The sequence below is a fragment of the Micromonospora sp. A3M-1-15 genome, assembly GCF_024213425.1.
Classification (GTDB): Bacteria; Actinomycetota; Actinomycetes; order Mycobacteriales; family Micromonosporaceae; genus Micromonospora; species Micromonospora chersina.
The window spans coordinates 1-20,829 of record NZ_JANAVK010000008.1; the positions used below are offsets into that span (position 1 = coordinate 1).

Annotated in this window: 17 protein-coding genes; 10 read left to right on the plus strand and 7 right to left on the minus strand. The window is 75.8% G+C overall.

Features of this window, described 5'->3' with window-relative positions; all coding sequences use genetic code 11:
• Window positions 1-683: 683 nt before the first annotated feature.
• Together NLX85_RS30235 and NLX85_RS30240 are read right to left on the minus strand one after the other, a co-directional pair.
• Window positions 684-938 carry an SCO4848 family membrane protein gene (locus tag NLX85_RS30235; RefSeq protein WP_091316760.1) on the minus strand — a complete coding sequence of 85 codons (255 nt, stop codon included), beginning with the start codon at window positions 936-938 and terminating at the stop codon, window positions 684-686.
• Window positions 939-1,294: 356 nt separating this feature from the next.
• Window positions 1,295-1,723 (minus strand): hypothetical protein, encoded by a 429-nt coding sequence (locus tag NLX85_RS30240; protein ID WP_254340939.1) that lies wholly within the window; start codon window positions 1,721-1,723, stop codon window positions 1,295-1,297.
• Window positions 1,724-2,048: 325 nt separating this feature from the next.
• On the opposite strand from NLX85_RS30240, the gene NLX85_RS30245 reads away from it, so the two are divergent.
• The 4 genes from NLX85_RS30245 to argS all read left to right on the plus strand — a co-directional run bounded on the left by NLX85_RS30245 (window position 2,049) and on the right by argS (window position 5,898).
• Window positions 2,049-2,495 (plus strand): PRC-barrel domain-containing protein, encoded by a 447-nt coding sequence (locus NLX85_RS30245; protein WP_254340941.1) that lies wholly within the window; start codon window positions 2,049-2,051, stop codon window positions 2,493-2,495.
• 86 nt (window positions 2,496-2,581) lie between these two features.
• Window positions 2,582-2,749, plus strand: coding sequence for a hypothetical protein (locus NLX85_RS30250; RefSeq protein ID WP_254340943.1), 168 nt, complete (start codon window positions 2,582-2,584; stop codon window positions 2,747-2,749).
• An 89-nt stretch (window positions 2,750-2,838) separates the two neighbouring features.
• Window positions 2,839-3,897 carry a tryptophan--tRNA ligase gene (gene trpS, locus NLX85_RS30255; RefSeq protein ID WP_254340945.1) on the plus strand — a complete coding sequence of 353 codons (1,059 nt, stop codon included), beginning with the start codon at window positions 2,839-2,841 and terminating at the stop codon, window positions 3,895-3,897.
• A 282-nt stretch (window positions 3,898-4,179) separates the two neighbouring features.
• Entirely contained in the window at window positions 4,180-5,898 is a 1,719-nt protein-coding gene (gene argS, locus NLX85_RS30260; RefSeq protein ID WP_254340947.1) for an arginine--tRNA ligase, read from the plus strand.
• 73 nt (window positions 5,899-5,971) lie between these two features.
• Here the strand turns inward: argS and NLX85_RS30265 are convergent, their stop codons facing one another.
• The 4 genes from NLX85_RS30265 to NLX85_RS30280 are packed head-to-tail and all read right to left on the minus strand — an operon-like array spanning window position 5,972 to window position 9,124.
• On the minus strand, window positions 5,972-6,337 hold the full coding sequence (locus NLX85_RS30265; RefSeq protein WP_254340949.1) for a VOC family protein: 366 nt from the start codon (window positions 6,335-6,337) through the stop codon (window positions 5,972-5,974).
• Window positions 6,334-6,663 carry an XdhC family protein gene (locus tag NLX85_RS30270; protein WP_256567784.1) on the minus strand — a complete coding sequence of 110 codons (330 nt, stop codon included), beginning with the start codon at window positions 6,661-6,663 and terminating at the stop codon, window positions 6,334-6,336. Before NLX85_RS30270 ends, NLX85_RS30265 begins: the two co-directional genes overlap by 4 nt.
• The gene (locus NLX85_RS30275) at window positions 6,656-7,252 is read right to left on the minus strand and encodes an NTP transferase domain-containing protein (RefSeq protein ID WP_254340951.1); all 597 of its coding nucleotides are present in this window, start codon (window positions 7,250-7,252) and stop codon (window positions 6,656-6,658) included. Before NLX85_RS30275 ends, NLX85_RS30270 begins: the two co-directional genes overlap by 8 nt.
• A complete protein-coding gene (locus NLX85_RS30280) occupies window positions 7,253-9,124 on the minus strand; it encodes a BTAD domain-containing putative transcriptional regulator (RefSeq protein ID WP_254340954.1) in 1,872 nt (623 codons plus the stop codon). It lies immediately after the preceding gene.
• Between the two features lie 201 nt (window positions 9,125-9,325).
• On the opposite strand from NLX85_RS30280, the gene NLX85_RS30285 reads away from it, so the two are divergent.
• From NLX85_RS30285 to NLX85_RS30310, 6 genes are read left to right on the plus strand one after another with little or no spacing between them, the layout of a single operon-like run.
• A complete protein-coding gene (locus tag NLX85_RS30285; protein WP_254340956.1) occupies window positions 9,326-10,312 on the plus strand; it encodes a DUF1702 family protein in 987 nt (328 codons plus the stop codon).
• Window positions 10,313-10,367: 55 nt separating this feature from the next.
• Entirely contained in the window at window positions 10,368-12,266 is a 1,899-nt protein-coding gene (locus NLX85_RS30290; protein ID WP_254340958.1) for a CRTAC1 family protein, read from the plus strand.
• A 29-nt stretch (window positions 12,267-12,295) separates the two neighbouring features.
• On the plus strand, window positions 12,296-13,285 hold the full coding sequence (locus NLX85_RS30295; protein WP_254340960.1) for an enediyne biosynthesis protein UnbU: 990 nt from the start codon (window positions 12,296-12,298) through the stop codon (window positions 13,283-13,285).
• A gap of 33 nt (window positions 13,286-13,318) precedes the next feature.
• The gene (locus tag NLX85_RS30300) at window positions 13,319-19,045 is read left to right on the plus strand and encodes a type I polyketide synthase (RefSeq protein ID WP_254340973.1); all 5,727 of its coding nucleotides are present in this window, start codon (window positions 13,319-13,321) and stop codon (window positions 19,043-19,045) included.
• Between the two features lie 4 nt (window positions 19,046-19,049).
• Window positions 19,050-19,484, plus strand: coding sequence for a thioesterase family protein (locus tag NLX85_RS30305; RefSeq protein ID WP_254340976.1), 435 nt, complete (start codon window positions 19,050-19,052; stop codon window positions 19,482-19,484).
• Complete coding sequence (locus NLX85_RS30310) at window positions 19,481-20,140, plus strand: NADPH-dependent F420 reductase (protein ID WP_254340978.1); 660 nt, start codon at window positions 19,481-19,483, stop codon at window positions 20,138-20,140. Before NLX85_RS30305 ends, NLX85_RS30310 begins: the two co-directional genes overlap by 4 nt.
• A gap of 5 nt (window positions 20,141-20,145) precedes the next feature.
• Here NLX85_RS30310 and NLX85_RS30315 read toward each other — a convergent pair whose 3' ends face one another.
• Window positions 20,146-20,820 (minus strand): winged helix-turn-helix transcriptional regulator, encoded by a 675-nt coding sequence (locus tag NLX85_RS30315; protein ID WP_254340980.1) that lies wholly within the window; start codon window positions 20,818-20,820, stop codon window positions 20,146-20,148.
• Between the last annotated feature and the right edge of the window lie 9 nt (window positions 20,821-20,829).

Here is a 20,829-nt window from a genome sequence, read left to right on the forward strand (position 1 = left end):
TCAAAGAACAACCACACACCATCCGGAAACCCCACACCGTGGAGCCCCCGTCCGGGGCATTTCGTTCATCCCGCACCCGCCGCTCTCGCGCCGGGCACTTTTACTACGTTACCTCACCGTCTCCGCCGTGTCAAACCGTGTGTCCCGGTCTGTCACGCTTCGTACGGGTTGGCGCCCGCGACCTCGCGCAGCGGCGAACCGCTGTGCCTGGTCGTCGGATTTGGCAGGCCGGCCGCTGCGGTCTCCCGCTAGCTCGCCCGGTGCCCTGCCGGTCGTCAACCTTACCCGGTCGGTTCCGCTCCACCAAATCCGCCCTGCGGCGTTTCGGCGAGCCCCGCCCGGCCCGGCTCCGTCGAGGTGCAACCTCGGTGGTTCCGGTGCCGTGCCCGGTCCGTGGCCCCCGGGATCTTCGTCCCGTTTGCCCCGTTCCGCGCTGGCAGAGAGAAAGTTACGCGGATTCGGGTTTGATCGTCAAATCCAGGGGTAGCGTCCCGCGTCACACCATCATCGCAGAGCTATCTTCCCTGTTCAGCGGCTATCCGGCGGCGGAATCCCCACTCGACGGCCCGAAAGTCGCCCGCACGGGAGCGGCACAGCGCTTCGGGTAGTCCCCCCGCATTCCCGGCCAGACCGAGCTCACGGTCCGGACCGCGCCCTCCGCTCCGCGCGGCGGGCGCGGGCGTTCAGGCGGTCGGCCGGCGGCGGGACGCGAGCCAGCCCCGGACACCGAGCACCCCGACCGTCGTGCCGATGGCCAGGGAGGCCGCGATGAGCAGCGCGTGCACCCAGAGGAAGCTGGTGGGACTGCCCTCGCCGACCGTGCCGGCCGACCACGCCCGCGGGTCGTTCCAGATGGCGACCGCGAACCTCGGCCAGATCACCCAGGTCCAGACCCCGACCCCGACCAGGAACAGCGACCAGCCACGCGACAGCACCATGGCTGGCCAGTATGCCAGCGGCCCGTCGGCCCAGGTCAGGAGCGCGTGGGCCGGAGCATGCGGAAGGCCGGCGAGTAGCGCAGCGCCGGGACCCGGCGGGATGCCCGTGCGCCACGCCGACCGGATCTGGGGACCTCGTCGGGGTGGTGTCCACGACCGAAGACCCGGTCGACGCCCGCGCCCGTGAGCACGTACCCGGAGCGGGGCGCCGGCACCAGCTCGTACGCTTGGCGGTTCTCCCCGGTGCCGCGCTGGAGGCACGACAGGCACGCGGAGCCCAGCGAGAGACCGACGACGGCCGTCCCGAAGGCGGACCGGCCCGCGCGCCGCGCGAAACCGGACCGCCGCCCGGCGGGTCAGAAGCAGGTGACCGCCCCGCCGATGGCCGGGTTCGCGCGGTCGTGCTGGTGGACGGTGCCGGCGGGATCGGTCATCGACCCGCCCCAGATCGCGCAACCCGCGCCGAGGTAGCGGTGGACCGGGCCGGCCGCGTAGCGCCGGCTGCCCTCGTCGATGCCGAAGGTGGTCCACTCCGGGTCCAGGTAGACGCGGGTCCCGGTGAGCGTGCCGACGTACGCGGACTTGAGGGTGACCGTGCAGCCGTACCCGGTGAGGGGGTTGCGCAGCAGGTGGACGGTGCCGAGCCGCGCGCCGGTGCCGGTGTCGTGGATCGGGTCCTGGTCGACGGCGACGAAGCCGAGGCCGCAGAGCGCCTCCGGGGTGTACGGGTTGACCACCGCCGCCTGCGCGCCGGTGCCCGCCGCCCCGACGAGGACGGCCCCCACGGCCGCTACGATCCCGAGTCGTCGAATGAGCCGCTGCATCTGCATTCCCTTTCCCTGGTGCCGACGGATGCGGGATCAGAATGGTGTCCGCGCCGGGGCGGACGAATGTGGACGGTGGCCACTCCGGCCCGTTTCCGGGTGTGCCGGACGGCCGGGACACGGCCCGCCACCTGGGCAGAAGCACCGCGACTGATCGGCAAGAACCGATTATGAGGTATCTCGCATAAACGCACCCCGATGAATTCGGAATTGCCTTCGTGTTTCCCGCATTCGACGTTCGGGCACTGTTCGGGTGGCGACACGACGACACCCGGAGGTGGCCACCATGCAGCCGTTCAATCCGTGGACCTGGCGGGACCCGTCCGCCCTCGCCGGCGGCTACGAGCAGACCCGCCCGGACGACGTGCCGCGGCAGCGGTCGGAGAGCGGCGCCGACGACGGCCCCGACGCGCCCGGCCCGGGCACCCCGATCGACCTCACCGGCTACCGGGTGGAGGCGACCGACGGCCGGATCGGCGCCATCGACGGGGCGAGCGACGACGCCGGCGCCGGCTACCTGGTGGTGGACACCGGGCCGTGGATCTTCGGCCGGAAGGTGCTGCTGCCGGTCGGCACGGTGGCCCGGGTCGACCACCTGGAGCGCGTCGTGCACGTGGACCGGACGCGGGAACAGGTCAAGGAGTCACCGGCGTTCGACCCGGACGACTTCGGTCGCACCGAGTACCGCGAGCAGGTCGGCAACTACTACACCGAGAGCTACCGGCGGGGCTGACCAGGGCGGGAGACGCGCGGCGGCCGGTCGGGCCGTCGCGCGTTCCGGTCTGCGCGGGAAGCGGTGGACCGGCTACCGTGTCAGGCATGGTCCGGCCGAGCACCTGCGCCCCGGAGACCCTCGACGGTCTCCCGGCGGCTGCCGCTCCGGTTCTCCCGGTCCGTGTCGACGACGGTCGGGAGCAGATCCTCGACGTCCTCCGTGCCGGTGGGCTGCGGTTCCGCGCCGGCGGGCGATGGCGGCGCTCGCACTGACGAGCCACCTCCACTGATCCGGGCACACCCCGGCTCTCCTCCGCGCGCCCGCGCGTCCTCCACCGACCAGCAATGAGAGGCGTACGACCATGTCCGCAGCACGGATGCTCACCGGTGACCGCCCGACCGGGCGGCTGCACCTCGGCCACTACGTCGGCAGCATCGCCAACCGCGTGAAGCTGCACCAGGGCTACGAGAGCTTCTTCATCATCGCCGACCTGCACATGCTCACCACGCGCAACAGCCGCGAAGACATCGAACAGGTCTCCCACAACGCCCGCGAGATGGTCACCGACATCCTCGCCGCCGGTGTCGAGCCGGACCGGGCCACCTTCTACCTCCAGTCGGCGATCCCCGAGGTCGGCGACCTGAACACCCTGTTCCAGAACCTGGTCACCGTGCCCCGGCTGGAACGGGTCCCGTCGCTCAAGGAGATGAGCCGGGACGCCGGCAAGGAGGAGATGCCGTACGGGCTGCTCGGCTATCCCGTCCTCCAGGCCGCCGACATCCTCTGCGTGAAGGGGCAGGTCGTCCCGGTGGGGAAGGACAACGCCGCGCACGTGGAGGTGACCCGGGAGATCGCCCGGCGCTTCAACCACCTCTACGGCGAGGTCTTCCCCGTGCCGGAAATGATCATGTCGGAGACGCCCACCCTGGTGGGCACCGACGGCGCGGGGAAGATGAGCAAGAGCAAGGGGAACGCCATCGCGCTCTCCGACGACCCGGCCACCGTGCGGCGCAAGGTGCTGGGGATGTACACCGACCCGAACCGGGTCCGGGCCGACGTGCCGGGCACGGTCGAGGGGAACCCGGTCTTCGCGTACCTCGACGTGTTCCATCCCGACCGGGCGACGGTCGAGGAGCTGAAGGCGCGCTACCGGGCCGGGCGGGTCGGCGACGTCGAGGTCAAGGAGGAACTGGCGGGCGCGCTCAACCGGTTCCTCGACCCGGTCCGGGAACGGCGGGCCCGGTTCGAGGGGCAGCGCGGCCTGGTCGACGAGCTCATCGTCGAGGGCACCGAGCGGACCCGGGCCGAGGTGCGCCGCACCCTGGTCGAGGTGCGCCGGGCGATGGGCCTGACCAGCGCGTACACCCAGGTGCGGCGGCGGGCCGAGCGCTACCGCAAGGCCGTCGCCACGCCGGCCTGAGCTGTCGGGTACGCCGGCCGGCCGGCCCGGGTACGGACTTGCGCCGCCCCCGGGCCGGCCGGTTAGGCTGCTCGCATGACCAGCTCGCACGCGTACCCGACGACGTCCCCCGACGTCCTGGTCGGCGCGCTGCGACGCCGGCGGTCCCGCGACCGCCTGCGCTGAGCATTCCTCACTGCGACCGGCGGATCGAGCCGCCGGTCATCGCCGATCGTCCTCGGTCCGCCCGCATCCCCATCCGGTGATCCGCGAGCGGCGGATCCGAGCGAGATCGGCGTACCCATGGATCTGGAGAAACTGCTGACCGACCGGCTGGCGCCGGCGTTCGCCACCGTGGCCGGCGGGCCGGTGGACCCGGTCGTGCGGCGCTCCCAGCGCGCGGACTTCCAGTCCGACGCGGCGCTGGCGCTGGCGCGGCGGCTCGGCCGGCCGCCGCGCGCCATCGCCGGCGAGGTGCTGGAGCGTGCGGAACTGGCCGACCTGTGCAGCGCCACGGAGGTCTCCGGACCGGGCTTCCTCAACCTGACCGTGGCCGACGACGCCCTGGCCGGGCTGGTCTCCGCGCTGGCCGCCGACCCGCGGCTCGGGGTGCCGGAGGCCGTCGCGCCGGAGACCGTGGTGGTCGACTACTCGGCGCCGAACGTGGCGAAGGAGATGCACGTCGGGCACCTGCGGTCGACGGTGATCGGCGACGCGGCGGCCCGGCTGCTGGAGTGGCTGGGGCACCGGGTGCTGCGCGCCAACCACCTGGGCGACTGGGGCACGCCGTTCGGCATGCTGATCGAGCACCTGGTCGACCTGGGCGAGGCCGAGGCGGCGCAGGAGCTGTCCATGGGCGACCTGGACTCGTTCTACAAGGCGGCGCGGGCCAAGTTCGACGCCGACGAGGCGTTCCGCGAGCGGGCCCGGCAGCGGGTGGTGGCGTTGCAGGGCGGCGACGCGACCACGCTGCGCCTCTGGCGGCTGCTGGTGGAGCAGTCCGAGCGCTACTTCCTGACCGTCTACGACCTGCTCGACGTGACCCTCACCGAGCGGGACTTCCACGGCGAGAGCAGCTACAACGACCTGCTCGGCCCGGTCGTCGAGGAGCTGGACCGGCTCGGGCTGCTGCGGTCCAGCGACGGTGCGGCGTGCGTGTTCCCGCCCGGCTCGGTGGGCCGGGACGGTGAGCCGCTGCCGCTGATCGTGCGCAAGTCCGACGGTGGATACGGCTATCCGGCGACCGACCTGGCCGCGATCCGGCACCGGACCGGCACGCTGGGCGCGACCCGGCTGCTCTACGTGGTCGGGCTGCCGCAGCGGCGGCACTTCGAGATGGTCTACGCCGCCGCCGCGCAGGCCGGTTGGCTGGCCCCGCCGGCGCGGGCCGAGCACGTCGGGTTCGGCTCGATCCTCGGGCCCGACGGGCGGATGCTGCGCAGCCGTGCCGGCGGGTCGGTGAAGCTGGTCGGGCTGCTGGAGGAGGCGGTGGCCCGGGCCACCGCACTGGCCCGGGAGCGGAACCCGGAACTGGGCGAGGCCGAGGTGGCCGAGGTGGGCCGCGCGGTCGGCATCGGCGCGGTCAAGTACGCCGACCTCTCCAGCGACCGGCACAAGGACTACGTGCTCGACTGGGAGCGGATGCTGTCGCTGGACGGCAACAGCGCGCCCTACCTCCAGTACGCGCACTCCCGGATCCGGTCGATCTTCCGGCGGGCCGGGGTGGCGGCCCGACCCGAGGCGGGGATCTCGCTGGCCGACCCGGCCGAGCGGGCGCTCGCCTTCGAGCTGGTCGGCTTCGGGGCGGTGGTCGGGGCGGTGGCGGAGAACCTGGAGTTCCACCACCTGACCGGTTACCTGTCCCGGCTCGCCGCCGCGTTCAGCGCGTTCTACGAGCGGTGCCCCGTGCTGCGGGCCGACGAGCCGGTCCGGGAGAGCCGGCTGGTGCTCTGCGACCTGACCGCGCGGGTGCTCCGGCAGGGCCTCCACCTGCTCGGCATCCGCGCCCCGGAGCGGTTGTGATCCGGGGCGGCAACGGCACCCGAGGCCCGGCGGCCGACCGGACGGACGGCGCCGGGCAGCGGGGCCGGGTCGCTCAGCGCGAGACCCAGGTCTGCACCTCGACCAGGTTGCCCTCCGGATCGCGCAGGTAGGCCGAGCGGACGCCCCAGCCGGGACGGTCGGCCGGCGCGGCGACGACCGTGCCGGCGGGGAGGGCCGCGACGGTGGCGTCGACGTCCGGCACCGGGACCACCACGAGCACGCCCCCGTCCCCCCGGCCCACCGGCAGCACCGTCTCGGCCGCCCGGCGGCCCAGCACGGCGAGCACGGTCTCGCCGCCGGAGTCGAAGCTGGCGTACTCGAACTCGGCGACCACCTTCTCCGGCTCGCCGAGCAGGTCGGCGTAGAAGCGGAGGGTGGCCGGGAAGTCGTCGGCGACGATGCGGGGATGCACGCTCATGATCCGGACCCTAGCCGGGCGCGTCCGCGTGGATGCGGCCCGACCGGCGGGACAGCGGGGCGCCGCCACCGCCGCGGGTCACCGCCACGATCTCGGCGACGATGCTGACCGCGGTCTCCTCCGGGGTCTGCCCGCCCAGGCAGCTCGTAGACCGCCGCCTCCACGCAGCCGCCGGAGACACTGCCGACCGCGCTGCCGTCCGGGCCGACCAGCAGCGTGGCGCCCGGCCGGCGCGGGGCGCTGTGCCAGGTGCGGGCCACCGTGGCCATGCCGACCGGCACGCCGGCGCGCCACCAGCGCAGCAGGTCGGGCAGGACCTCACGCATCCGTCGGCCCCGCCGGCACGTCCAGGTCGGCGTCGTCGGCCACGTCGGCACAGTCGACCACCCGAACCTCGTCGCGGTGCGCCCGCAGGTAGCCCCGGGCACCCGTGTCGCCCACCGCCACCGCCGCCACACCGGGCCAGTGCCGGCGGCCCAGCAGCACGGGATGGCCCCGGCGGCCGGCCGGGTAGCCGGCCGTGACCAGGCTGTCGGCGGTGGCGTGCCGGGCCACCCGGCGGACCGCCGCCGCGGTGACGCCGGGCATGTCGACGAGGAGCACCACCGCCGCCGGCGCGTCGGTGCGCGCCAGCGCGGCCAGCCCGGCGCGCAGCGAGGAGCCCATCCCGCCGGCCCACTCCGGGTTGTCCACGAGCACCGCGCCGGACAGGTCGGCGCGCGCCCGCACCTCGGCCGCGGCCGCGCCCAGCACCACCACCGTGGGCGCGCAGCCGCCACCGGCCAGCACCCCGGCCGCCCGTTCCACCAGCAGCCGGCCGTCGGCGTGCCGCACCAGCGCCTTCGGGCCGCCGTACCGGCGGCCGGCGCCGGCCGCGAGCAGCACGCCGGCCGGGCGGGCGGGGGGCGGCGACATTCAGCCCACCCGGGCGGACAGGGCCGGCGCGCTGCCGTACTGGCCCAGCTCGCCGGCGAGCAGCCGGGCGGCGAACTGGTGCACGGTGCGCAGCATCGCGTACGTGGGGCGGCCGGCGTGGTGGCGGACCGTCACCAGGGACTTCGCCACCAGGCCGTCGAGGACCACGCTGGTCCGCAGCCGCCACCAGGGCGCGGCGCCGCAGACCCGGTCCACCTCGTCGAGGCCGAAGAGCCGGGGCAGCGCACCGAGCCGCACGAAGCACCAGCGCTCGGCCGGGGTGAGGCAGTCGAGGCTGCGCTGGAGGGCGGCGGAGAGCGAGGTCTGGTGGGCCGGCCGGCCCCGCCGGTCGGGCCGGCGCAGCGCGGTCAGCGGGTCGTCGAGCCGGCGCAACAGCTCGTCGAGGCTCTCGTCGGCCATCCGGTCGGCGGCCATCTCGACGGCGAGCGGCAGCCGGTCGAGCAGCCCGCAGATCACCGCCACCGTGCCGACCTCCTTCGCGCCCACCTCGAAGCCGGGACGCGCCTGGGCCGCCCGGCGGGCGAAGAGCTGGACGGCCGGCATCCCCCGGACGCCGTCCGGGCCGGTGGTGAGCGCGGGCAGCGGCGGCAGCCGCCACACCGACTCGTACGCCAGGCCGAGCGGCTCCCGCGAGGTGACCAGAGCCGACACCCGGCGGCCCACCTGCACGACGTCGTCGACCAGTCCGGCGCAGCTGTCGGTGAGGTGGTCCACGTTGTCCAGCACCAGCAGCAGGTGGCGGTCGGCCAGCAGCCGGGGCAGGCCGCCGCGCTCCGGCAGGCGGAGCAGCCGGCGGATCTCCCGGGTGACGTCGTCCGGCGTCCGGGCCGCGGCGAGGTCGACGGAGAGGACGCCGTCGGCGTACCCGGTGTGGACCCGGCGGGCGGCGGCCAGGGCCAGCGCGGACTTGCCGCAGCCCGCCGGCCCGGCCACGGTGACCACCCGGTGGTCGGCCAGCAGCCCGGTCAGCCGGGCCAGGTCGGTCTCCCGGCCGATCAGCTCGGTCGCGCCGGGGCGGGGGCCCCGCCAGGGCGGCCGGGGCCGGCTGGCCACGCAGCCGGTCGGCGGGACCGCCGGCCGGGCGGCGGTGGGACCGTCCCGCAGCTCGCGGTGGGCGGCGGTCAGCTCCGGGCCCGGCTCGATGCCCAGCTCGACGGCGAGCCGGGCGCGGATCCCGGCGAACCGGTCCAGGGCCGCCGCCCGCCGGCCCGTGCGGGCCAGCACGGTGAGGTGCCGCGCCTGCACCGCCTCGTGCAGCGGCTCGGCGGCGGCGAGGTGCTCCGCGGTGGCCAGCACCTCGGCCGGCCGGTCCAGTTCGAGGCCGAGGGTGACCAGGTCGAGGCACGCGGTGACCCACTCGCGGCGCAGCGCGGCGACCGCCTCCTCCCCGGGCAGCAGGGCCCGCAGGTCGGTGAGGTCGGGGTCGGTCCACATGGCGACCGCCGCCACCAGCAGCTCGAACGCGGCGAACCGCCGGTCGCGGCGGACCAGCTCCCGGGCGGCCTCGGCGAGCCGGCGGAACCGGGTCAGGTCGACCTGGTCGGCGTAGAGCTGCAACCGGTACGCCCGGGGCGACGACGCGATGACGTTGGTGCGGGCGTGCCGGGGCGAGCCCGGTTCCAGCGCGCGCCGCAGCCGCGCCACGTAGGTGTGCAGGAGGTGGCCGCCGCTCGGCGGGGGGTTGTCGCCCCACAGCGCCAGGGCGAGCGTGCCGACGGGGATGTTCTCGCCCACCTGGAGGGCCAGCAGGGCGAGCAGGGCGCGCTGCTTCGACGGGCCGAGATCCACCGGGGCGGTGCCGTCGTGGACCTGGACCGTGCCGAGCACGGTGACCGACAGCTGACGTTTCACGGGACCGGTGATCCTTCCAGTCGCCTGTCTCCCCCGCAGCGTAGGCACTGCGGCGATCACTTTCCAGACATGGATCGTTGCGGGGCGTGAGCGTCCCACTATATGCGCTTCAAGAATGCTGCATACCGCTCGTGTCAGGCTGCTTCATGTTTGCCGCCCCCGGCGTGGAACTTGCGCCGGGCGCAGACCAAAGGGGAGCACATGACATCGACGCTCACGCGGGACGGGGTGCACCGACCCGGCGGCTGGCGGAGCCGGCTGGCCCTGAGTCCGGACCTGGTGGACTTCGCCAACCGCGGCTTCCGGACCGACCGCCCCGAGACGAGAGCCGTCCTGGAACGCGCCGCCACCGCCTTCCTCGACGGCTACAACCGTGGCCTGGACACGCCGTACGGGCAGCCGACCACACTGGACGGTATCCCTGCTGAGCTGCGCGGATTCGCCGCCGAGGGGTCTGCCATGTCGGCCGTGCTGCTGGACCGGCTGTCCCCACGGCGGCACGGCCGCTTCGCCGCCCAGTTGCGCGGGCACCCGCGCCACGACTACCTGCTGCACGTCGGCGCGGGCTGGGCGCTGGCCAAGCTGGACGCCGTCTCGGTCGGTGCGCTCGGGCGGCTCGGCCGCCTCGGGTCGGAGAATGGCCTGCTCCGCTGGCTGGCGTACGACGGCTATGGCTTTTTCAAGGTCTTTTTCGTCAAGGATCCGACGCTCGCCGGCTGGCGCCGGCACCGGAAGCCCTGCGACCCGACCTGCGCCATCCGCTACCAGGGGCTGGGCCGCTGCCTCTGGTTCCGCGACTGCGGCGACCCGGCCGCCCTGGCCGAGCGGATCAGCGGCCTGCCGGCCTCGCACCGCGGCGACGTGTGGAGCGGCGTCGGCCTCGCCGCCACGTACGCCAACGGGGTTCCCCCGGACGACCACACGCTGCTGCTCGGGCTCGCCGGCAACCACCGGCCGGCCCTCGCCCAGGGCGCCGCGTTCGCGGCGGAGGCCCGCCGGGCGGACGGCACGGCCGGTCCGGCGGTCGACGCCGCCGCCCGGATCCTGACCGGGGTGTCCGCCGACACCGCCGCCGAGTGGACCTGGCAGGCCCGGCAGGGCCTGGACCGGGCCGGTGCCACCCCGGCCGACTACGGCGAGTGGCGCGCCCGCGTGCAGCGGCTCGCCGCCCGGCACGTCGCCGGCTGAGCGGGCGTCCCCCGCCGATCCCGACCCACCGCTGAACCTGCGACAAGGAGCCTCCATGCCCAGTCCCCACCGCGCCCGCAGGATCATCGCCCCGCTGCTGGCCGTCCTCATCGCCACGACACTCGGGCTGGCCTCCCGGCTGCCGGACGCGAGCGCCGCCGACCGGCGGGCGCTCGCCGGGCGGTTCGCCTTCGACGTCGGCGACCTGAACGCCGACCCGGCCGGCGCCCGCACCCAGCGGACCGTGGAAGCCGCCCTGGAACACCTGCGGGCGTGGATCTCCTCCGTGGGCGCCGGGGCGGCGCTGGCCGACCTCGACGGGGACGGCCTGCCCAACGACACCTGCCTCGTCGACCCCCGGGACGACTCGGTGAGCGTCACCCCGACCCCGGACCGGGCCACCCGCTACGCCGCCTTCCCCCTGCGCCCCGCCGGGGTGCCCTACGACGCGCGGATCACCGCGCCGATGGGCTGCGCGACCGCCGACCTCAACGAGGACGGCCGCCTCGACGTGCTGGTCTACTACTGGGGTCGGGCGCCGCTGGCCTGGCTGCAACACGCCGACGTGCCGTTCGGGCCGGCCGCGTTCACCGCCGTCGACGTCACCGACCACCCCACCGAGCTGTGGAACAGCACCACCGCCAACGTGCTCGACCTGGACGGCGACGGCCACCTGGACATCGTGGTCGGCAACTACTTCCCCGACGGGGCGCGGGTGCTCGACGCGGCCGCGAAGGACGACCCGCGGATGCGGATGCAGGACTCCATGTCCTGGGCCCGCAACGGCGGGCGCAACCGGATCCTGCGCTTCACCGGCCTGACCCCCGTCGCCGGCGGCCCGGCCCGCCCCGCGTACGCGGACGCCTCCGCGGCGCTCACCGGCGAGCAGGCCCGCTCCTGGACCCTGGCCATCGGCGGGCAGGACCTGGACGGCGACAACCTGCCCGAGGTGTACGTGGCCAACGACTTCGGCCGCGACTACCTGCTGCACAACGTCTCCCGGCCGGGCCGCATCCGGTTCGCCGAGCTGCCCGGGCGGCGCGACGCCGACATGCCGAAGTCCAAGGTGCTCGGCAACGACTCGTTCAAGAGCATGGGCGTCACCTTCACCGACCTCAACGCCGACCAGCGGCCGGACATCCTGGTCAGCAACATCACCACCCCGTACGCGCTCCAGGAGAGCAACTTCGCGTTCGTCAGCACCGACGCCGCCCCGCTCACCGACCACGCCCCCTACCGGGACGAGAGCCAGCGGCTGGGCCTGGCCCGCACCGGCTGGGCCTGGGACATCAAGGTGGCCGACTTCGACGGCGACGGCACCGACGAGATCGTCCAGGCGCTCGGCTTCCTGCGCGGCACGGTGAACCGCTGGGCCGAGCTCCAGGAGCTGGCCATGGGCAACGACGTGTTCCTCCAGTACCCGTACGCCTGGCCGAACTTCCGCGACGGCGACGACATCGCCGGGCACCAGCGCAACCCGTTCTTCGTCCGGGGTGAGGACGGCCGGTACGTGGACGTCTCCGACCGGCTCGCCTTCCGGCAGCACGCCACCACCCGCGGCCTGGCCGTCGGCGACGTCGACCACGACGGGCGGCCGGACCTGGTGGTGGCCAACCAGTGGGCCCGGTCGCAGTTCCTGCACAACACCGGCCCGGCGCGGGCCCACCTCGGGTTGCAACTGCTGCTCCCGGCGGCCGGCCCCGGCGGGAAGCCCCGGCCCGCGGTCGGCGCGACGGTCCAGGTGCGCAGGGCCGACGGCACCGCGCTGACCGCCCAGCTCTACCCCGCCAACGGTCACACCGGCGGCAACTCCCCGGACCTGCTCTTCGGGCTCGGCGACTCGTCCGGACCGGTCACCGCCACGGTGACCTGGCGCGACGCCGCCGGCCAGCACGCCATGACCAGGTCCCTGAACCCCGGGTGGCACAGCCTCGTGCTCACCCCGACCGCGTAGCCGACCCGTCGAGCCACAGGAGGTCGACCGTGTCCGAACAGGCCACTCCCCGTACGGCGAACCGACCGGACCCACGGATCAAGGCGCTGCGCCGGTTCGCGCTGTCCATCACCGTCTTCAACATCGTCGGGCACCTGCTGCTCGGCTTCGAGCAGGCGTACGTCACGCCGGTCGTGGCGGTGCTCACCGCGTACGCGGTGGACCTGCTGCTGGAGACCGTCGAGGCGCGCGCCACCGGGCGCCCCGAGCGCTACCGGGGCGGACCGGTGGCGCTGCTGAACTTCCTGCTGCCCGCGCACATCGCCGGCCTGGCCTGCGCCATGCTGCTCTACGGCAACCAGAGCCTGGCGCCCACCATGTTCGCCGCCGCGGTCGCGGTGAGCAGCAAGTACGTCATCCGGCTGCGGGTCCGCGGCAGCCTGCGGCACGTGCTCAACCCGAGCAACTTCGGCATCAGCGTCACGCTGATCCTGTTCAGCTGGGTCAGCATCGCCCCGCCGTACCACTTCAGCGAGGACGTGGACGGGCCGGTCGACGTGGTGATCCCGCTGGCCATCCTGGCCGCCGGCACCATGCTCAACGGCAAGCTGACCCGGCGGCTGCCGCTGATCCTGGGCTGGGCCGGCGGCTTCGTCCTCCAGGCCGTGCTGCGTTCGGTGTTCTTCGACGCGCACCTGGCCGCCGCGCTGCTGCCGATGACCGGGATCGCGTTCATCCTCTTCACCAACTACATGATCACCGACCCGGGCACGACGCCGGCCGCCCCGCGTCGGCAGGTGGTGTTCGGCCTGGCCACGGCGGCCGTCTACGGGCTGCTGGTCCTCGCCCACATCACCTTCGGCCTGTTCTTCGCGCTGGTCATCGTCTGCGGGCTGCGCGCCCTGGTGATCCTCGGCGCCAACCTGCGCGACCGGACGAACGGGGTACCCGCGCCGGACGCCGGCCGGCCCGCCGGGACGCCGCCGGCCGACGCCGCCCCCGTCGACGTGGGCCAGGTGCCGGTGCCCGCCGCCCGCTGACCGCGCCCCTTCCGTACGAGCAAGGAGACCGTGATGGTCGACGACGACGTGGTGATCGTGGGCCTGGCCTGCCGCTACCCGGCTGCGGACAACCTGGCCCAGCTGTGGGAGAACGTCCTCAACCGGCGGCAGGCGTTCCGGCCGCTGCCGGCCGGCCGGCTGCCGCTGGCCGAGTACGGCGGCGACGGCCCCGACCGGACCACGGTCCGCCGGGCCGCGGTGCTGGACGGGTGGCGCTTCGACCGGGCCCGCTTCCGGATCCCGGGCAGCACCTTCCGGGCCGTGGACCTGTCCCACTGGCTGGCGCTGGAGACCGCCGCGGACGCCCTGGTCGACGCCGGCCTGCCGGAGGGGGCCGGCACCGACCGGTCCCGGGTCGGCGTGGTCATCGGCAACTCGTTGACCGGCGAGTTCTCCCGGGCCGCCGCCATGCGGATCCGCTGGCCGTACGTGCGCCGGGCGGTCGCCGCCGGCCTGGTCGACGGAGGGCTGGCGACCGACGACGTCGCGGCGCTGCTGGACCGGGTCGAGGAGCGGTTCAAAGCGCCGTTCCCGGTACCCGGCGACGAGACCCTGGCCGGCGCTCTGGCCAACACCATCGCGGGCCGGATCTGCAACCAGTTCGACTTCCACGGCACCGGCTACACGGTGGACGGGGCCTGCGCCTCGTCCCTGCTCGCGGTGATCACCGCGGCGGAGGCGGTGGCCGCCGGCCAGCTGGACGTGGCGCTGGCCGGCGGGGTGGACCTCAGCCTCGACCCGCTGGAGCTGGTCGGCTTCTCCCGGGTCGGCGCGCTGGCCGGGGACGAGATGCGGGTGTACGACGCCCGCCCCACCGGCTTCCTGCCCGGCGAGGGCTGCGGCGTGGTGGTGCTGGCCCGGGCCGGGTACGCGCGGGAGCGGGGGCTGCGCCCGTACGGGCGGCTGCTCGGCTGGGCGTCCTCGTCGGACGGCAGCGGCGGCCTGACCCGGCCGGAGGAGAGCGGGCAGCGGCTGGCACTGCGCCGGGCGTACGACCGGGCCGGCATCGAGCCCGGCGCGGTCCGGCTCGTGGAGGGGCACGGCACCGGCACGGCCGTCGGCGACGAGGCGGAACTGCGGGCGCTGCTCGGCGTACGCGGGCCGGCCGCGTCCCCGGCGGTGCTGGGCAGCATCAAGGCGAACATCGGGCACACCAAGGCGGCGGCCGGGGTGGCCGGGCTGATCAAGGCGGTGCTGGCCGTGCACCGGGAGGTGCTGCCGCCGACCACCGGCTGCCACCGGCCGCACCCCCTGCTCGCCGAGGGTGGCGCCCTGCGGGTCACCGCCGAGGCCCGGCCCTGGCCGGACGGCGAGCGGTACGCGTCGGTCAGCGCGATGGGCTTCGGCGGGATCAACACCCACGTGGTGCTCGGCGGGACGGCTCCGTCGGCGCCCCGGCCGCTCAGCGCGCACGTACGGCGGCTGAGCCGGCCGCACCCCGACCACGAGCTGGTGGTCTGCGGGGCCCCGGACGCGGCGGCGCTCACCGGGCTGCTCACCCGGCTCCGGGCGGCGGCCACCGCGCTGTCCCGCCCCGAGCTGACCGACCTGGCCGCCGGTCTCGCCGCCGACCACCGCGGGGACGCCCCGGCCCGGTTCGCGGCCGCCGTCCGCGACGCCGACGAGCTGGTCGGCGCCCTCGACCGGGCGCTCCGGCACCTGGCCGAGGGCGGCCGGCGCCTGCTCGACCCGGGTCGCGGGCTGTTCCTGGTGGTCGGCGGGGCGCTGCGGGTGGGGCTGCTCTTCCCGGGCCAGGCCGCCCCGGTGCACGCCGACCGGGGCGCGCTGGGCCACCTGCTCGACGACGCGGACGCGGGGACCGGCCGTCATGCGGCGCCGGACGGCGCTCCGGACCGGACGACGGCGGCGGAGCCGGTCGACACGGCGGTGGCCCAGCCGGCCATCATCGCCGACAGCCTGGCCGGGATCCGCTGGCTGGACCGGCTCGGCGCCCGGCCGGTCGGCGCGCTCGGCCACAGCCTCGGCGAGCTGGCCGCGCTGAGCTGGGCCGGCGCGCTGGACGCCGAGCACGCCCTGGCCCTGGCCCGGGCGCGCGGGGAGGCCATGTCCGCCGCGACCGAGGCGCCCTCCGGGATGCTGTCGCTCCGGGCCGGCCTGGCCGCCGCGCGGGAACTGGCCGCCGGGACGGGCGCGGTGGTGGCCGTGGACAACGGCGAGCGGCACGTGGTGGTGGCCGGCGCCCGGCCGGAACTGGACCGGGTCGCCGCGGCCGCGCGGCGCGCCGGGATCGAGGCGACGCCGCTGGCCGTCTCGCACGCCTTCCACTCCCCGCTGATGGCCCCGGTCGCCGACGCGCTGCGCCGGGCCGCCGGGCGGCTCCCGTGGCGGCGGCCGGAGCGGCCGGTGGCGTCCACGGTCACCGGGGCGTGGTGGGCCGACGAGGACCCGGTCGAGGTGCTGGTCCGGCAGCTCACCGGGCCGGTGCGGTTCCGCGAGGCGCTCGGCCTGCTCGACGCCGACCTGCTGGTCGAGGTGGGCCCCGGGCGGATGCTCAGCGCGCTGGCCGAGGCGGCCGGGCGTACCGCGGTCAGCCTGGACGCCGGCGCGGCGAGCGCGGCGGGCGTGGCCGCCGGGTCCGCGGCGCTCTTCGCCGCGGGCGCGGTCGACGACGTGACGCCCTTCTTCGCCGCGCGCTTCACCCGCCCGTTCGACCCGGACCGGGAGCGGGAGTTCCTGGTCAACCCGTGCGAGCGGGAGGTGCCGGCGGTGGCCCTGCCGGCGCCCCGGGCCGCGACGCCGGCCCCGCGCACCGCGGCGGCCGTGCGGGCGAGCGCCGGACTGGTCGCGGCCCGCCCGGCCGCCGGCCGGGGCACCGCCGAGCTGGTGGCCGCCCGGGTGGCCGACCTGGCCGAACTGCCGGCCGCCGAGGTGGGCCCGGGCACCCGCCTCCTCGCCGACCTGCACCTGAACTCGATCCGGGTCGGCCAGCTCGCCGCGGAGATCGCCGGGGAGCTGGGCCGGGCGCTGCCCGCCACGCCGCTGTCCCTGGCCGACGCCACGGTGGGCGAGTTCGCCGCCGCGATCGAGGGGTTGCCCACCGCCGACGAACCCGCCGCCGAGCTGCCCGCCGCCGGCGTGGGCCCCTGGGTCCGGGTGTTCCGCCACCACCTGGTGCCCCGGCCCGCCGGCGCCGCCCCCGCCGGTGAGCCGCCCGGCTGGGAGGTGGTCGGCCCGCTGGCCGGGCACCCGCACGCCGAGGCGGTGCGGACCGCGTTCCGGGTGGACGCCGGGCCGACGGCCGGCCGGCTGCTCGCCCTGCCGCCGGGGCTGGCCGACATCCCGACCGCCGACGTGGTCGCCGCGCTGCGCGCCGCGGCGGCGGACCGGCGGCCGCTGGTGGTGCTGCACCACGGCGGGGTCGGCGCGGCCGTCGGCCGCAGCCTGGCCGTGGAGACCGGGGCGCCGGTGCTGGTGGTGGAGACCCCGCCGGGCCCGGCCGGCGTCCGGCTGGCCGCCGTCGAGGCGTCCCGGCCGTGGTCCGGCTACCAGGAGGTGGTGTACGGCGCGGACGGCGTACGCACCGTGCCGGTGACCCGGCTGCTGGACGGGCAGCCCCGCACCGACCGGCGGATCCCGCTCGGCCCCGGCGAGGTCTGCCTGGTCACCGGGGGCGCGAAGGGGATCGGGGCGGCCTGCGCGGCGGCCCTCGGCGAGGCCACCGGCGCGCGGCTCGTGCTCTTCGGCCGCAGCCCCGCCGACGACCCGGAGGTGGTCGAGGCGGTCGGCCGCACCGGCGCGGTCTACCGGGCGGTCGACCTGGCCGACCCGGCGGCGGTGGCCGCGGCGGTCGCCGCCGTCCGCTCCGAGCACGGTCCGGTGCGCGGGCTGCTGCACGCGGCCGGGCGTAACGAGCCCGCGCCGGTGACCGACCTGACCGCCGAGGAGCTGGACCGCACCCTCGCCCCGAAGGCGTACGGCTTCGAGCACGTGGTGGCCGCGCTGGACCCCGACGAGCTGCGGTTCGCCGTGGCGTTCGGCTCGGTGATCGGCCGCGCCGGGCTCCCCGGCGAGGCGGCGTACGCCACCGCCAACGAGTACCTCTCCCGGCGCTGCGCGGAGCTGGCCGCCGCCGTGCCCCAGGTGCGCTGGCTGAGCATCGAGTGGTCGGTCTGGTCCGGGACCGGGATGGGCGTCCGGCTCGGCGTGCTCGACGGGCTGCTCCGGCGCGGGGTCAGCCCCATCCCGCCGGACGAGGGCACCCGCCTGCTGCTGGAACTGCTCGCCACGCCCGCGCTGCCGCCGGTGGTGCTGGTGGCCGGGCGGCTGCCGGTGAGCGACACCCTGGAGTGGGACGAGTGCGCCGAGGAGCACGGGCGCTTCCTGGAGTCGCGGCTGGTCGGCACGCCCTGCGTCGAGCTGGTCAGCGCGGCCCGGCTCTCCCTCGGCGCCGACCCCTACCTGGACGACCACCGGATCGACGGCGCGGCCGTGCTCCCGGCCGTGCTCGGGCTGGAGGCGATGGCCCAGGCCGCCGCCGCGCTCGGCGCGAAGCAGGTGCCCACGGTGATCCGGGACGTGGCGCTGACCCGTCCGGTGACGGTCGGCGACCGGGAGCCCCGGCCGGTCCGGGTGGCCGCGCTGACCGGCGCCGACGGCACCGTCCGGGCGGCGGTGCGCAGCGCGGAGACCGGCTTCGCCGTGGACCACCTCACCGGCACGTACGGCGGGGCGGTGACCTCGGGCGAGCCGGTGCCGCCGCCCTCCACCGGGCTGCTGGTGCCCGGCGGGCCGCTCTACGGCCCGGCCTTCTTCCACGGCCCCCGGTTCCGGCGGGTGGCCGGCTACCACGGGCTGAGCGCGTACCGGTGCGTGGCCGAGGTGCACGCCGAGGCGGGGACCTGGTTCGGCGGGTTCCACGACCAGCGGCTGCAACTCGGCGACCCGGGAGTGCGGGACGCCTTCCTGCACCTGCTCCAGGCGTGCGTGCCGGACCGGCGGGTGCTGCCCGTCGGGGTGGACCGGATCGACATCCACGCCCGCCCGGAGGGCACCCTGACCGTCCACGCCCGACAGGTCGCCGAGACGGGCGACGAGTTCCGCTTCGACGTCACCGTCATCGACGCGGACGGCTCTCCGGTGGAGCGCTGGACCGGGCTGCGGCTGCGGGCGGTCGGCCCGGTGGAGAACGCCGTGTGGCCGGCCGAGCTGGTCGGGCCGCTGGTGACCCGGCGGCTGCGCCGCTGGCGGCCGGAGCTGCGGGTGGACCTGGCCGCCGCGCCGGCCGGGCGGGGCGACCGGGAACGCAGCCGTGCGCTGGCCGGCTGGCTGCTCGGTGGCGAGGTACGCGCCGACGCCACCGGCCGGCTCCGGCCCGGCGTACCGGCCACGCCGCTGGGGTGGCGCGGGATCAGCGTCAGCCACCTCGACGGGCACCTGCTGACCGCCACGGCGGACCGCCCGGTCGGGGTGGACTGGGAGGTCGTCACCCCCGCCCCGCCGTTGCCCGACGCGGCGGCCCGGGTCGCCGAGGCGCTGGCCCGGCTCACCGGCGAGGACGCGGGCACCGCCGGCACCCGGGTGTGGACCGCGCTGGAGGCGCTGGTGAAGGCGGGCGCCGCGGTCGACGTACCGCTGGTGCTGCGCGACGAGACCGGACCGGACGGCTGGGTGGCGCTGCGCGCCGGCCGGCACGCGGTCTACGGCACGGTCGTGCCGGCGACGCCCGGGCCGGTCGCGGTGAGCCTGGCCGTCGCCGCGGACGCCGACGGGGAGGGGTGAGGAGATGCCCGACAGCTACGTCCACCGGCACGTGGTGACCTTCGACGAGACGAACCTCGTGGGAAACGTCTACTTCGCCCACTACCTGCACTGGCAGGGGCACTGCCGGGAGCACTTCCTGGCCGACCACGCGCCGGGCGTCATGGCCGCGCTGGCCGACGGGCTGGCCCTGGTGACCGTGGACTGCCACGCCGACTTCTACGCCGAGGGCAGCGCCTTCGACGAGGTGGAGGTGCGGATGATGCTGGACCGGCTGGACGGCCACCGCATCGCGATGTCCTTCGACTACGTCCGGGTGGCGCCCGGCCCGCCGACGCTGCTGGCGCAGGGCCGGCAGACGGTGGCCTGCATGCGCCGGGGCGGGCACGGCCTGGAACCGGTCGAGGTGCCGGCCGAGCTGCGCCGGGCGCTGAGCCGGTACGCGGTGGTGGCCCGATGACCGTCGGCATCGTGGGTCGCGGCCGGATGGGCCGGGGGCTGGCCGAGGCGGTCCGGCAGGCCGGGCTCCACCCCCTCCTGGTGCCGGGCCGGGCCGACCCGCGCCGGGTGGCCGACCTGCTCGACCGGGCCGCGCTGGTGGTGCTCGCGGTGCCGTTCCCCGCCGCGGTGGAGTTCCTGCAGGGCCCGGCCGGGCGGCGCGGCCGGGGTCGCACCCTGGTCGACCCCACGAACCCGGTGTTCTGCGAGCCGCCGATGGTGCCGCCCGGCCGCTCCGGCGGCGAACTGCTGGCCGAACTGGCCGCCGACCGGGCGGCCGGTCCGGACCACCCGGGCGAGGGCTGGCGGGTGGCGAAGGCGTTCAACACGGTGCCGGCCGGGGTGCTGGCCCGGTGCCGGGTCAACGGCCTGCCGGTGTCGCTGCCGGTCGCCGCCGACCATCCGGCGGCGCTGCGGGACGTCTTCGCGCTGGCGCGGGCGCTGGGCTTCGCACCGCTGGACGCCGGCGGCATCCGCACGGCCCGGCACCTGGAGGCGCTGACCGGACTGTTGATGGCGGTCAGCGACCGGCAGGGCCTGCACGGCCAGGTGTCCATCCACATCGGAGTGCCGAGCGTCGACCGGACCGTGCGGGAGCCGGCGTGCCGGGCCGGCTGACCGGCTCAGCCGAGCGGGTTGCCGGCCAGGCCGAGCAGCCGCAGGCAGCGCGACATGGCGGCCGGCGGCCCGGAGACCTGCACCGAGCCGGCGAGCACCGCCTCCAGCGGGTCCAGCCGCCGCACCCCGAGCTGGAAGAAGGTCTTCGCGTCGGTCTTCACGTGCAGGGTCGCGTCGGGCGCGGCGGTGGGGTGCAGGACCGCCCGGCCGCCCTCCACCACGACGTGGAACTGCTCGCCGTCGACGTCGAAGCCGTAGACCTCGTCGATCCCGGGGGCGCGGGCGTCGTCGAGCATCGCGTCGGTGGCCAGGATCGCCCAGGCCGGCCGGGTCACCGAGGCGGCCGGCGGCGGCTGGTGGGCGGCGTAGGTCAGGCCGAACCGGGCCAGGCTCAGCACCGGCTCCCGCATCCGCTCACCCAGCTCGGTCAGCGCGTAGCCCGCGGTCCGCCGCTGCGGATCGAGCGGCCGGACCAGCCCCGCTTCGACGAGGAAGCCGAGCCGGTCGGCCAGAAGGTTGGTGCCGATTCCTTGCAAAGCATCGAGGAGTTCGCCGTAGCGACGGGGCCGGATCAGTAGCTCCCGGACGATCAGCAGCGTCCAGCGTTCGCCGAGAACGTCCAGCGCATAGGCCAGTCCGCACTGTTGGTCGTAGGTGCGTCGGTCCTTCAGCAGCCCCATCGCTCGCTC